Origin of the sequence: Pseudoxanthobacter sp. M-2 (genome assembly GCF_046156265.1) — a bacterium.
GTDB lineage: Bacteria > Pseudomonadota > Alphaproteobacteria > Rhizobiales > Segnochrobactraceae > CAMDHY01.
This window is the reverse complement of sequence record NZ_JAWDIR010000002.1, coordinates 40,984-54,291: the sequence shown is the minus strand read 5'-3', so window position 1 is coordinate 54,291 and position 13,308 is coordinate 40,984. Positions and strand designations below refer to the sequence as shown.

The following is a 13,308-nucleotide window of genomic DNA, read 5'->3' as shown; positions in this document are numbered from 1 at the left end:
CTCTCACCTCCGGGACTTGCTGCCGGCGCTCTTGGCGTCGGCGAGGATGCGGGAGACGGCGTTGAGCGCCGGCGCCCCGGAGACGCCGCCGCCGGGATGGCTGCCGGCGCCGCAGAGATAGAGGCCGGCGACGGGCGTCGCGTACTGGGCGAGGCCCAGCACCGGGCGCAGCATGAACATCTGGTCGATCGACAGCTCGCCGTGGTGCCAGTGGCCGCCGGGGATGCGATGGCGCCGCTCGATGTCGGCGGGCGTCAGGAAGTCCTTCGCGACGATGCGGCTGCCGATGCCCGGCGCGTGGCGCTCGAGCACGGCGAGGATGCGCGCCTCGAAGCCGTCGCGGCCGGCCTCCGAGTCCGGCTTCAGCCGGAACGGCGCGTAGATCGCGTTGATCGAGACGACGTGTTGGCCCGCTGGCGCCAGCGCCGGGTCGGTCGCTGAGGGCACGGTGATCTCCAGCGCCGGCTCGTCGGAGAAGCGGCCGTACTTGGCGGCGTCGAAGGCTGTCTCGATCGCCTGCAACGAGGGGGCCGTGAGCAAGCGCCCCGTTAGACCGCCCGGTCCGAGGTCGGTGAACGGCGGCAGGCCGTCGAGGGCGAGGTTGAGCTTTGCCACCGTGCCCTTCGAGCGGACGTGCGACAGGCGGCGAACGAGGCCGGTGTCGAGGTGGCGGGCGCCGACCAGCGACAGCAGCGTCGTCGCCGGGTTCATCGCCGAGGCGACCACCGTCGATCGGATCTCCTCGCCCGAGGCGAGCACGACGCCCGCGGCGCGGTCGTCCTCGACGAGGATCGAGGCCACTGTCGCGTCGGTGCGGATCGCCACGCCGGCGGCCTTGGCGGCGGCGGTGAGGGCTGCGACGACGGCACCCATGCCGCCGCGCGGCAGGGCGGTGGCGGCCTGCATGCCGTTTGCCTGGCCGGCGAGGCGGTAGAACAGCGTCATCAGCGAGTTCGGCGAGCGCGGCCCGAGGCTGGTGCCGAGCACGGCGTCGAAGGCGACCGCGGCGCGCAGGCGGTCGTCGCCGACCTCCTCGTCGAGCACGTCGGCGATGTTCATCAGCACCATGCGCAGGAACTCGCGCATGTCGTCGCGGCCGAGCCGGCGGATGCCGAGGCCGAGCTTGCCGAGCGTCATCATGTCGGCGACGCCGCCGTTCTTCAGCCGCGGCGGCACCTGCGACAGGAACGGCGCTAGCACGCCGGCAAAGCGCAGCAGCTTGCCGCGCAGCGCCGCCCAGGCGGCCCGCTCGGCGTCGGCGATGTCACCCTCCAGCCGCTCGCCGAAGGCGCCGGCGAGCGTCAGCGGCCGGCCGTCCGCCGACAGCGACGTCGTCGAGAGGTTGGTGGCGGCGAAGGCGAGCCCGTGGCGCTCGAGGTCGAGCTTGCGGACGATCTCGGGGTGCAGGCGGTTGGCCAGATGGGCGATCTCCGGCACGCGGAAGCCCGGCGCGAGCGCCACCGTGCGGGCGGCGCCGCCGACCGCGTCGGACGCTTCCAAGAGCAGCACCCGCCGGCCGGCCTGGCCGAGGAGGGCCGCGGCGGCCAGCCCGTTGTGGCCGCCACCGACGACGATCGCGTCAAAGGACGGGGTAGGCATCGGACATGTCCTTGGCGGGCTTCTTGAGGTCGCGCAGCACTTCCGCCGCGGCGTTGCGGCCGGGCGCCCCCATGACGCCGCCGCCGGGGTGGGTGGCCGAGCCGCACATGTAGAGCCCGCCGATCGGCGCCCGGTACTGGGCGTAGCCCGGCACCGGACGGTTGAAGAGGAGCTGGTCGAAGGTGAGCTCGCCCTGGAAGATGTTGCCCTCGGTGAGCCCCGTCTCCGCCTCGATCTCGCGCGGCGTCCGCACCTCCATGTGGAGGATCAGGTCCTTGAAGTTCGGCGAGTACTCGGCGATCTGGTCGACGACGGTCTTGGCGAAGCCGTCGCGCTCGGCGTCGCTCCAGTCGTGGCCCTCCACCTTCGGCGGGCAGTACTGCACGAAGCAGCTCATGAAGTGCTTGCCGGGCGGCGCCATCGTCGGGTCGATGGTGGTCGGGATCATCATGTCGAGGAAGGGGTCGGCGGACCAGCGGCCGGCCTTCCAGTCGTCATAGGCGCCCTCCATCCGCTCGACCGAGTCGGTGAAGTGCATGTCGCCGCGCAGGAAAGGCGCGCTCGGCGGCAGCGCCGGGAAGTCCGGCAGGCCATCGAGCGCGATGTTGACCTTGCCGGACGAGCCGCGGATCTTGAAGTTCTTCACCTTCCTGACGAAGTCCGCCGGCAGCTGCGGCTCCTCAAGGAGCTTCAGGAAGGTGCGCTTGACGTCGAGGTTCGAGACGACGAGCCGGCCGCGGATCTCCTCGCCGCCGTCGAGGACGACGCCAGCTGCCCGGCCGTTCTCGACCAGCACCTTGTCGACCGAGGCCCCCGTCCGCACCGTGCCGCCGGAGGCGCGGAACGACGAGGCGAGCGACTCCGAGATCGCCCCCATGCCGCCGCGGGCGAAGCCCCAGGCGCCGATCGCGCCGTCGACGTCGCCCATGTAGTGGTGCAGCAGCACGTAGGCGGTGCCGGGCGACAGCGGCCCGAGCGCCGTGCCGATGATGCCGGAGATGCAGAAGCCGGCCTTGACCACATCGGTCTCGAAGAACTCGTCGAGGAACTCGGCGATCGACATCGTCCAGAAGCGGATGGTGTCGGCCATCTCGGTCTCGGTGAGGTCGTAGAACTTGCGGCCGAGATAAAGCAGTTCCTGCACGTCGCGCGGCTTCAGCGACGTCGGGTCCGGCGGCGTGCGCAGCAGGAACGGCCGGATGAACCGGCACTGGCGGATCACCTCGGCCGAATAACGGTCATAGGCCTCGGCGTCGCGCAGGCTGTGGCGGCCGATCTCGCGACGGTGGGCATCGTGATCGCGGAAGGTGCCGAGGTAGCCGCCGTCCTGCTTCAGGATCACCCCGCCCTCGTAGGGCACCACCTGCAGCCCGTGCTTCGGGAGTTCCAGGTCGCGCATGATCTCGGGGCGCAGCAGGCTGCAGACGTACGAGCAGTTCGAATAGAGGAAGCCGGGGTACAGCGAGCGGCTCGTGGCGGCGCCGCCGACCCAGTCGTTGCGCTCGACGACGAGCACATCGAGCCCGGCGCGGGCGAGGTAACAGGCGTTGACCAGCCCGTTATGCCCCGCACCCACGACGATGGCGTCCCAGACTTTTCCGGCGGTGGAGGGCGGTGGGGTCATGGCGGGCGGGTCCGGGGAGGGGGAGAGCGGCAGTCGGCAGTGGGCAGTGGGCAGTGGGCAGTGGGCAGTGGGCAGTGGGGGACAATCAGAACTCGGCGCAACCCTCCCCCCTCGCGGGGGAGGGCAGGGAGGGGGGGCGCCACACATTCGAATGCCCCAATGAGCCTAGGCCGTCGCAGCAATCGCGAGAGAGTCTTTTCGCGCCGCTGCCGCGGCGGCCCCCCCTCCGACCGGCTTCGCCGGCCACCTCCCCCGCAAGGGGGGAGGGTTTGCGTGGTGCTCGCCGCGAAGTGAAGGGGAGGGTTTGCGTGGTGCCCTTCCTCGACGTGAAAGGGCAGGGTTTGCGTCGTGCTCGCCGAGAGGCTCAGCTCACCGCCGCCTTGCCATCCTTTTTCGCGAGCTCGGCGATCGTGCGGTCGACCGCGATCTCGAAGCCCTTCAACGTGTCCTTCAGGCAGCCGTCGTCGTGGGCCTCGCAGACGAACCACGGCTCGCGGGAGTCCGGCTCGCAGAGCACGCCCTCGTCGTGCAGGTGCTGGGCCATCGCATCGTAGAAGGTGTAGTCCGACGACTTCCAGTCGCGGTAGGTCGCCGGCGGCTTCGATGCGAAGAACAGCCCGCCCATCGACGGGTGGCCGGCGAACGAGTGGGCGATGCCGCGCGCCTTCAGCACCCGGCTCATGCCCTCCTGCATCTTCTTGCCGTAGGCGGCGATCGTCTCCAGCGCCGGCGTCTCCTCGATGATCTCGAGCGTCTTCTCGGCGGCAGCGAGCGACACGCAGTGGCCGGTATAGGTGCCGCCGTGGGCGACGCCGTTGCCGTACAACCGCATGATCTCCTCGCGCCCGCCGATCGCCGAAATCGGGTAACCGTTCGCCATCGCCTTGGCGAAGGTGCAGAGGTCGGCCTTCACCCCCATCACCTCCTGGATGCCGCCGCGCGCCACCCGGAAGCCCGACTTCACTTCGTCGATGATGAGGACGACGCCGTAGCGGTCGCAGAGCTCCCGGACGGCGCGAACGTACTCGACGTCGGCGGTGATGCCGCAGCAGTTGCCCTGGATCGGCTCCATCAGCATCGCCGCGATCTCGTGGCCCTTGCGCTTGAACAGGTCCTCGAGGTGGTTGGCGTCGTTCATCGGCGCGACGTGCAGGAGCTGGCGCAGAACTTCCGGCACGCCCTGCGAATAGGGGATCACCGCCGGCTCGGCGTCGGTCTTCGTCGGGTCCCAGCCATCCATGCCGAGCGTCCACAGCGCCGCGTCGAACAGGCCGTGGTAGCCGCCCTCGAGCAGCACGTAGCCGCTGCGCTTGGTGTAGGCGCGGGCGAGGCGGAGCGCCGCCATCACGGCCTCGGTGCCGGAGTTCGAGAAGCGCACCAGCTCGGCCGCCGGCACCATGCGCGAGATGCGCTCCGCGACGCGGTACTCCGCCTCCGTCGACAGCGCGAAGACGCCGCCGATCTCGAGGCTCGCCCGCACGGCGTCGTCGATGCGTTGGTCGGCATAGCCGAGGATCGCCGGGCCGTAGCCGAGCCGGTAGTCGACATAGGTGTTTCCGTCGATGTCGGTGATGCGGCCGCCGCGGCCCTTCCGGACATAGATCGTCTTGTCCTCGCCCCAGTAGCGGAAGTTCGAGGCGACCCCGAGCGGCAGCTTGGTCAGGGCCTTCCGGAAGTGGGCGTTGCTCTGTGTGAGCTGGCGTCCCATGGCGGCTCTCCTTCTTTGCGGGCGAGCGCTCCCGTGCCCGGCAAATCGCTTCGCCACGGCTTCGAGATCGGCAGTCGCCACGATCCGAATTGTGAGGCGCAGCATGTCACGGCGGCCGTCTCCTGTCCAGCTTAATGAACGAACGTTCAGTCAGTGACTGGCTGAACATACGTTCAAGAAGGGTTGTCGGCGGCGAAAATCGGCGTATCCTTCGCCGGGTCAGGGAGGCCCTTTCCATGTCCATCGGAGCCCGCCGCGCGGCCCGGAACCGAGTGTTCGCCGATGGCGTTGCCGTCGTGTCTCCACAACCGGAGGAGTGGGCGGTCCTGCCGCCTCTTGACCGCGATGCGGCGGCATTGCTCGATAGCGTCGGCCACCGCCGTCGCGTTGGTCGCCGCCCGGGCCGCCGCGGGCTCGCGCAAGGAACGTCCCCGCATGGTCGCGCCGCCGAAGCGCCGCGTTCAGTCGAGCCACCGAGGCTCGCTCGTCCTCAGCGGAGCCGCCGCATGGGCGTGACGGCGCCGGCGCGCGCGCAGCGCCAGAACACCAAGGCGATCCGCCGGCAGGAGCTCATCGAGGCGACGATCGACCAGCTCGCCAAGCGCGGCTTCGAGGGGACGACGCTCGCCGACGTCGCCACCGCCGCCGGCATGTCGCGCGGCATCGTCAACTTCCACTTCGATACGAAGGAGAAGCTGCTCGTCGAGACGCTGCGCACGCTCTCTGACGAGTATCGCGGCCACTGGAAGGCGGCACTGAAGGCGGCCGGCGCCGATCCCGCCGCGCGGCTCTGGGCGCTCGTCTCGGCCGACTTCGACAAGCGTATCTGTACGCCGCGCAAGCTCGGCGCCTGGTGTGCCTTCTGGGGCGAGGCGAAGTCGCGGCCGACCTACCGCGAACTCTGCAGCGCCAACGACGAGGACTATCAGGCGACCGTCATCGAGCTCTGCCGCGACCTCGCCGCCCCCGGCCAGGATCACGCCGCGCTCGCCCGCGTCATCGTCTGCATGCTGGAGGGCCTCTGGCTGCACCTGATGATGGCGCCGAAGGACCTGAAGCGGGAACAGGCGCTCGCCTCCGCCCGCTACCACCTCGTCAGCGTCTTCCCCCGCCGCTTCACGGTCGACGGACCGATCGCAGCGGAGGGGACGCCGTGAGCTTCGCCCTCTCCGAGGTGGCCCTCGAACGCCAGGCGGCCGTCCGCCGTTTCGTCGATACCGAACTGATCCCCTTCGAGGTCGAGGCGGAGCTGAACGACGGCGAGATCCCCGCCGAGGCCCTGAAGCGCCACAAGGCAATGGCGCAGGAGCTCGGCCTGCCGCGCTTCGACGTGCCGGCCGAGCACGGCGGGCTGGCCCTGCCGATCCTCGACCAGGTGGCCGCGATCGAACCGGTCGGGCGCGTCACCAACGGCCTCGGCTGGTGCTATCCGGAAGCGCAAGGCTGGATGTTCGAGGCGTGCAGTCCGGCGCAGATCGAGGCCCTCATCAAGCCGATGATGCGCGGCGAGTGCTACTTCGCCTACGCCATCACCGAAGAGGGCGCCGGCTCCGACGTCGACGACATCGTCGCCACCGCGCGGCGAGACGGCGACCACTACGTGCTCGACGGCGAGAAGTGGCACGTCACCAGCGCCAACCTCGCCGACGTTCTGCTGGTGCAGGCGAAGTTCGCGGGCGGGCCGGCCGACGGCGCCCACGGGCTCTTCTTCGTCGACGCCCGCGCGCCGGGGATAACCACCGTGCGCACCCCGGCCTACACCCACACCTATCGCCACCACCATCCGATCCTGCGCTTCGAGGGCGTGCGGGTGCCGGTGGCGAACCTCATCGGTGGTCGCGAGGGGGCGGGGATGGCCTTCACCTACGCCTGGTTCCGCCGCGAGCGCCTGATGATCGCCGCGCGCTGCTGCGGGGCGATGGAGCGGCTGATCGAGGAGGCGACCGCCTTCGCCAAGGGCCGCATCATCGGCGGCGTGCCGATCGCCGAGCGCCAGCTGGTGCAGGCGATGCTCGCCGACAGCGTCGTCGACCTGCACACGTCCCGCATGGTGACGTGGGAGGCGGCGGCGGCGCACGATCGCGGCCTCGACCTGAAGTCGTTGCACGCGCGCTGTTCCATTGCGAAGCTGGTGGCCTCGGAAGCGGCCGGCCGCGTCGCCGACCGCGCCGTGCAGATCTTCGCGGGACGCGGCTACATGCGCGAGAACGTCGCCGAGCGCTTCCTGCGGGAACTGCGGGTCGACCGCATCTGGGAGGGAACGAGCGAGATTCAGCGCCTCATCATCGCCGGCGGGCTCCTCAAGCGCGGGCTCGCTGGGACGATCGGGGCGGGAGGCTGAGGCTCGCACGAGGACGGGAGTGCCGACGAGACGGAACGAGGTGTCTGCGCGCGGCCCGGAGACGGTCGCCAGGGGATGCCGGACGGCCTTCCGGCCGAAACGGTCGGGACGGCTCTCGAGAGGGGAGAACCGACGATGAAGCCCACCGCCTTCACCCGGCGCGCCATGGTGCGCCTCTCCGCCGCCTGTACCCTCGCCCTGGCCATGCCCGGGCTTTCCGCCGCCTTCGCCCAGGACGCCGAGAAGGTCGTCAACGTCTACAACTGGGTCGACTATATCGGCGAGACCACCATCGCCGACTTCGAGAAGGAGACCGGCATCAAGGTCGTCTACGACACCTATGATGCCTCCGAGACCGTCGACGCCAAGATGATGGCCGGCCGCTCCGGCTATGACGTCGTGCTGCACGGCTCTAACTTCATGCAGCGCCTGATCAAATCCGGCGTGTTCCAGAAGATCGCGAAGGACAAACTCACCGGCTACGGCAACCTCGATCCGGAGATCATGAAGGTGCTGGCCGACGCCGACCCCGGCAACGAGTACGGAGTGCCGTACATGTGGGGCACCGTCGGGCTCACCTACAACATGGCGATGGTGAAGGAGCGCCTCGGCGAGGACGTGCCGCTCGATACCCTCGATATCCTGTTCAAGCCGGAATACGCATCGAAGCTCGCCGACTGCGGCATCTCGGTGCTGGAATCGCCCACCGACGTCATCCCGATGGCGCTCGCCTATCTCGGCAAGGACCCGAACTCGACGAGCCAGGCCGACTACGATGCCGTCGTCGAGTTGTTCAAGCCGATCCGCCAGTACATCAAGACCTTCGATTCGGCGAACTATCTCAATGCCTTGCCGAACAAGGAACTCTGCGTGGCGATGACCTGGTCGGGCGACTACGCCACCGCCTCGACGCGGGCGGCGGAGGCCGGCGTCGACATCGAGCTCGCCTACTTCATCCCGAAGTCCGGCGTGCCGTCGTGGTTCGACGTCTGGATGATCCCGGCCGACGCGCCGCATCCGGAGAACGCACTGATCTTCGTCGACTACATGCTGCGCCCGCAGGTGATCGCCGACGCGACGAACTTCACCTACTACGCCAACGCTAACAAGGCGGCGACCGAGCTCGTCGAGAAGGAGATCGTCGAGGACACGGCGATCTATCCGGACGCCGAGACGATGGCGCGGCTGTTCTCCCGCGAGGAACTGCCCCCCGCCGCCGACCGCGCCCGCACCCGCGCCTGGAGCCGGATCAAGACCGGGCAGTGACGCCGGCCGGCGATCGCAGCGGGGGGCAATGGGGATGCGACAGCGGTTTTCTTCGTCCCTCCCCTGCCAGGGGGAGGGACAGACCGCCGGAGGCGGTCAGGGTGGGGCCCGTCAATCCAAACACAGGCTCCAGTTGGGATTGACAGGCCCCCACCTGCCGCGCCTTTGGCGCGGCTGTCCTCCCCCCTGGCAGGGGGAGGACGAAGTTGGCGGCCGCCGCGAGGGCCTCGCCCGATGACTGCGCCCGCCCCCGCACCGCCCCCCGGCTTCCCCGACTACGTCAACAAGCCGTGGCTCGATCCGAAGGCGCGGCCGTTCGTCGAGGTGGAGCGCGTCGTCAAGAAGTTCGGCGACTTCATCGCCGTCAACGAGGTTTCGCTGAAGATCTACCGGCAGGAGCTGTTCTGCCTGCTCGGCGGCTCCGGCTGCGGCAAGACGACGTTGCTCCGGATGCTCGCCGGCTTCGAGACGCCGACCTCCGGCCGCATCCTCATCGACGGCCAGGACATGACGGCGACGCCGCCCTATGAGCGGCCCGTCAACATGATGTTCCAGTCCTACGCGCTGTTCCCGCACATGAGCGTCGCCGACAATGTCGGCTACGGCCTCAAGCACGAGAAGATGACGAAGGGCGAGCGCGCCAACCGGGTCAGCGAGATGCTCGCCCTCGTCAAGCTCGAGAGCTTCGCCCGCCGCAAGCCGCACCAGCTCTCCGGCGGCCAGCGCCAGCGCGTCGCGCTCGCCCGCTCGCTCGCCAAGAACCCGAAGCTGCTTCTCCTCGACGAGCCGCTCGGGGCGCTGGACAAGAAGCTGCGCGAGCAGACGCAGTTCGAGTTGATGAACATCCAGGCGAAGGTCGGTGTCACCTTCGTCGTCGTCACCCACGACCAAGAGGAGGCGATGGCGTTGTCCACGCGCATCGCCGTGATGGACCGCGGCTCGGTGATGCAGGTCGGCACGCCGACCGACGTCTACGAGTTCCCCAACTGCCGCTTCACCGCCGACTTCGTCGGCTCGATCAACCTGTTCGAGGGCATCGTCACCGCCATCGCCGGCAGCGTCGTGACGGTGAAGGCGGAGGGCGTCGAGGGCGAGCTCGAGGTCGACCACCCGACGCCGGTCACCGTCGGCACGCCCGTCGCCGTTGCGGTGCGGCCGGAGAAGATCACCATCAGCCGAGATACGCCGACCGATCCCAACCACAACTGCGCCGAGGGGCAGGTGCTCGACCTCGGCTATTTCGGCGACCGCTCGCTGTTCCGCGTCCGCCTCGCCTCGGGGCGCATCGTGCTCGTCAGTCACCAGAACGTCCGCCGCGCCCGCGACGAGGAGCGGAAGGTCGACTGGGACGACAAGGTCTGGCTGTCGTGGAGCCCCCGCGCCGCGCTGGTGCTGACCGAATGAGCGCCGTCGCCGAGCCCTCGGTCGCGCACGCGCCGCCGCGCCGGCCCCTCGGCGCTCGCCTCGCCGATTTCGCCTCGCGCTCCTGGCAGGCGATCCTGCTCGCCGTGCCCTATCTCTGGCTGCTCGTCTTCTTCCTGGCGCCGTTCCTCATTGTCGTGAAGATCAGCCTCGCGCTCTCCGAGATCGCGCTGCCGCCCTATACCTCGCTGTGGCAGTGGACCGAGGACGGGGCGCTGTCGATCCAGCTCTACTTCCAGAATTACGCCTACCTGATCGACGACACGCTCTATCTCAACGGCTACCTCAACGCGCTGAAGATCGCCGCGATCTCGACGGCGCTCTGCCTCCTCGTCGGCTACCCGATCGCCTACGGCATCGCCCGCTCGGCCCCGACCACCCGTAACATCCTGCTGTTGCTGGTGATCCTGCCGTTCTGGACGTCGTTCCTCCTGCGCATCTATGCGTGGATGGGCATCCTCAACAAGCAGGGCCTGATCAACAACGTGCTCATCTTCTTCGGCGTCATCGACCAGCCGATCGAGATGATGAACACCGACTTCGCCGTCTATCTCGGCATCGTCTATTCCTACCTGCCGTTCATGGTGCTGCCGCTCTACGTGACGCTCGAGAAGATGGATCCGAGCCTGTGGGAGGCGGCGATGGACCTCGGCTCCCGCCGCTGGCAGGTGTTCGTCGACGTGACGCTGCCGCTGTCCGTTCCCGGCATCATCGCCGGCGGCCTGCTCGTCTTCATTCCGGCGACCGGCGAGTACGTCATCCCGGCGCTGCTCGGCAATCCGTCGAGCCCGATGATCGGCCGCGTGCTGTTCGACGAGTTCTATTCGAACCGCGACTGGCCGGTGGCGTCCGCCGTCGCCGTCGTGCTGCTCATCCTGCTCGTCGTGCCGATCCTGATGTTCCAGCACTACCAGATGCGCCAGGCGGAGGAGGGCAAGTGAGGCACGGCCGCTCCACCTTCCTCACCGTCTGGCTGGTGGCGGGCTTCGTCTTCCTCTACGGCCCCATCCTCCTGATGATGGCCTATTCCTTCAACGCCTCGCGGCTCGCCACCGTCTGGGGCGGCTTCTCGACGAAGTGGTACGGCGAGCTCTTCGCCAACAAGATGGTGATCGACGCGGCGCTGCTCTCGCTGCAGATCGCCGCCGTCTCGGCCACCGTTGCCACCGTGCTCGGCACCATGGCCGGCATCGCGCTCGCCCGCTTCGGCCGCTTCCGGGGACGGCTCCTGTTCTCCGGCATGGTGACGGCGCCCCTCGTCATGCCGGAGGTGATCACCGGGCTGTCGCTGCTCCTGCTGTTCGTCGCTCTCGAAGGCAGCTTCGGCTGGCCGGCCGGGCGCGGCATGATGACGATCACCATCGCCCACATCACCTTCTCGATGGCCTACGTCGCCGTCGTCATCCAGTCGCGCCTCGCCATGGTCGACGTCTCGCTCGAGGAGGCGGCGATGGACCTCGGCTCGCGGCCGGCGCGTGTGCTGTTCGACATCACCCTGCCGCTGCTCGCGCCGGCGATGGTGTCAGGCTGGCTGCTCGCCTTCACGCTGTCACTCGACGATCTCGTCATCGCCACCTTCACCTCCGGGCCCGGTGCGACGACCCTGCCGATGCTGATCTTCTCCAAGGTCCGCCTTGGCCTGACGCCCGACATAAACGCCCTCGCGACCATCATCATCGTCGTGGTGACGACAGTCGTGGTTCTCGGCACCGTCATTTCCAACCGCGTCCAGCACCGTCGGCTCGTCGCGGGCAGCCGGGCGAACTGAAACCGGTCCGGCCCCGGTCGCGGCGGCCGAGAAGGATTTGGTGACCGGAATCGTATTTGAGTTGATGCTCGGTCCTCCGGGCGGCGATCCGCGCCCCGGAACGCCGGCTGGGGTGCAGTGTTTCGATGGGCGTTCAGGAGGAGAGCGACGAGGACCTGATGGAGCGGATCGCCGGTGGGGACAGTCGTGCGCTGAGAGTCTTGATGCAACGTCACATGCCGCGGACCGTGCGCATGGCCGAGGGAATCACGCGCAACCGGGCCGATGCCGACGACGTCGCCCAGGACGCCTTCCTGCGGGTGTGGCGCCAGGCGGCGAGCTTCGACGTCGCGCGCGGCCGGTTCACGAGCTGGCTCGGCCAGATCGTCGTCAACCTGTCGATCGACCGCCTTCGCGGCCGCCGGACCGAGCCCCTCGACCCCGATTTGGAGATCGCCGACCCGGCGCCGCGCGCCGACGACGATCTCGCCGCCGCCGAGGAGCGTGCCGCCGTGGATGCCGCCCTGGCCGACCTGCCGGAGCGCCAGCGCGCTGCCCTCGTGCTGTTCCACTTCGAAGAGATGAGCGGCCGGGAGGCGGCGGCAGCGCTCAATCTCGGCGAGAAGGCGTTCGAGTCCCTCCTCACCCGCGCCCGCATCGCCATCCGCGAGCGGGTGGCGGCGAATGCCGCGACGCGGAGACGACCATGACGGGTGAAGAGATGACGGTCGAGGAGTTCGGGTCGCTGGCCGCCGCCTGGGGCGCCGACATCGCCCGCTGGCCGGAGGAGACGCGTCAGCGCGCCGAAGCACTGGCGTCGGTGTCGCCGTCGGCGGCTGCCCTCCTCCTGGACGCCGGCCGTCTCGATCGCGCCATCGCGTCGGCCCGTCCGGTGGTGGCGCCGGCGCGCAGCGATGCCCTGGTTGGCCGGATCGCCACCACACTCGCGGCGGAGGCGGCGCAGCGCACCGCCCGCCGCCGCTGGCGGACGTGGTTCATGCCGGCGACGAGCCTCGCCTCCGCTGCCGTGATCGGCATCGGCCTCGGCCTCGCGCAACCGATCACGCCGCCGATGTCCGGCGCGGAATACCTGACGGCGCTGCTGATCGACGGCGCTCCCGTGAGCCCTTGGGTCCGCCAATGACGCCGACTGCACCGCGACGTCGGTCCCGCTGGCTCTGGCCACTCCTGATCGCCTCGCTGTCGGCCAACGTGCTGCTCGCGAGCTATGCGGTGACGCTCACCTGGCGCCTCGACCTGCCGCTCGTCGACGCCACCAGCCCGATGCGCATCCTGCCGCGGGCGGCCTCCTTCCTCGATCCCGAGGACCGGGTGATCGCCGAGCGCGCCTTCGCCGAGCGCCAGGCGGATCTCGCCCACAACGAGGCCGGCGTGCAGGCGGCGCGGGCTCGCGTCATCGAACTCCTGCAGGCCCCGGAGCTCGATCCCGCCGCCATCCGGGCCGCCCTCTACGACGTGCGCACCTGGCGCAGCCGCTCCTTCGACCTCGTCGTCGATGCCGTGCTCCAGACCGTCGAGGCGATCCCGGCGGAGCGCCGCCGCGCCCTCATGCAGAAATTTCAGGCCCGTTGAGAGAAGGG

12 protein-coding genes are annotated in these 13,308 nt (G+C 69.3%); 9 read left to right on the top strand and 3 right to left on the bottom strand.

Features of this window, described 5'->3' with window-relative positions; translation table 11 throughout:
• Positions 1-3 precede the first annotated feature (3 nt).
• The 3 genes from RUR49_RS01225 to RUR49_RS01215 form a co-directional block, all read right to left on the bottom strand.
• Positions 4-1,599, bottom strand: a complete 1,596-nt coding sequence (locus tag RUR49_RS01225; RefSeq protein WP_409144507.1) for a phytoene desaturase family protein — start codon at positions 1,597-1,599, stop codon at positions 4-6.
• Positions 1,580-3,223, bottom strand: a complete 1,644-nt coding sequence (locus tag RUR49_RS01220) for a phytoene desaturase family protein (RefSeq protein WP_409144506.1) — start codon at positions 3,221-3,223, stop codon at positions 1,580-1,582. Before RUR49_RS01220 ends, RUR49_RS01225 begins: the two co-directional genes overlap by 20 nt.
• A 364-nt stretch (positions 3,224-3,587) precedes the next feature.
• Complete coding sequence (locus RUR49_RS01215; protein ID WP_409144505.1) at positions 3,588-4,931, bottom strand: aspartate aminotransferase family protein; 1,344 nt, start codon at positions 4,929-4,931, stop codon at positions 3,588-3,590.
• A gap of 506 nt (positions 4,932-5,437) precedes the next feature.
• On the opposite strand from RUR49_RS01215, the gene RUR49_RS01210 reads away from it, so the two are divergent.
• The 9 genes from RUR49_RS01210 (at position 5,438) to RUR49_RS01170 (ending at position 13,300) form a co-directional block, all read left to right on the top strand.
• On the top strand, positions 5,438-6,088 hold the full coding sequence (locus RUR49_RS01210) for a TetR family transcriptional regulator C-terminal domain-containing protein (RefSeq protein ID WP_409144504.1): 651 nt from the start codon (positions 5,438-5,440) through the stop codon (positions 6,086-6,088).
• Entirely contained in the window at positions 6,085-7,272 is a 1,188-nt protein-coding gene (locus RUR49_RS01205) for an acyl-CoA dehydrogenase family protein (RefSeq protein WP_409144503.1), read from the top strand. The genes RUR49_RS01210 and RUR49_RS01205 overlap by 4 nt, the downstream gene beginning before the upstream one ends.
• 135 nt (positions 7,273-7,407) lie before the next feature.
• Positions 7,408-8,538: a polyamine ABC transporter substrate-binding protein gene (locus RUR49_RS01200; protein ID WP_409144502.1), complete on the top strand. Its 1,131-nt coding sequence runs from the start codon at positions 7,408-7,410 to the stop codon at positions 8,536-8,538.
• 234 nt (positions 8,539-8,772) lie between these two features.
• On the top strand, positions 8,773-9,942 hold the full coding sequence (locus tag RUR49_RS01195; RefSeq protein WP_409144501.1) for an ABC transporter ATP-binding protein: 1,170 nt from the start codon (positions 8,773-8,775) through the stop codon (positions 9,940-9,942).
• Entirely contained in the window at positions 9,939-10,901 is a 963-nt protein-coding gene (locus RUR49_RS01190) for an ABC transporter permease subunit (protein ID WP_409144500.1), read from the top strand. Before RUR49_RS01195 ends, RUR49_RS01190 begins: the two co-directional genes overlap by 4 nt.
• Positions 10,898-11,728, top strand: a complete 831-nt coding sequence (locus RUR49_RS01185; protein ID WP_409144499.1) for an ABC transporter permease subunit — start codon at positions 10,898-10,900, stop codon at positions 11,726-11,728. Before RUR49_RS01190 ends, RUR49_RS01185 begins: the two co-directional genes overlap by 4 nt.
• Before the next feature lie 125 nt (positions 11,729-11,853).
• On the top strand, positions 11,854-12,417 hold the full coding sequence (locus RUR49_RS01180; protein ID WP_409144498.1) for a sigma-70 family RNA polymerase sigma factor: 564 nt from the start codon (positions 11,854-11,856) through the stop codon (positions 12,415-12,417).
• A complete protein-coding gene (locus tag RUR49_RS01175; protein ID WP_409144497.1) occupies positions 12,414-12,851 on the top strand; it encodes a hypothetical protein in 438 nt (145 codons plus the stop codon). Before RUR49_RS01180 ends, RUR49_RS01175 begins: the two co-directional genes overlap by 4 nt.
• Positions 12,848-13,300 (top strand): periplasmic heavy metal sensor, encoded by a 453-nt coding sequence (locus RUR49_RS01170; RefSeq protein WP_409144496.1) that lies wholly within the window; start codon positions 12,848-12,850, stop codon positions 13,298-13,300. Before RUR49_RS01175 ends, RUR49_RS01170 begins: the two co-directional genes overlap by 4 nt.
• The last annotated feature ends 8 nt before the right edge of the window (positions 13,301-13,308 follow it).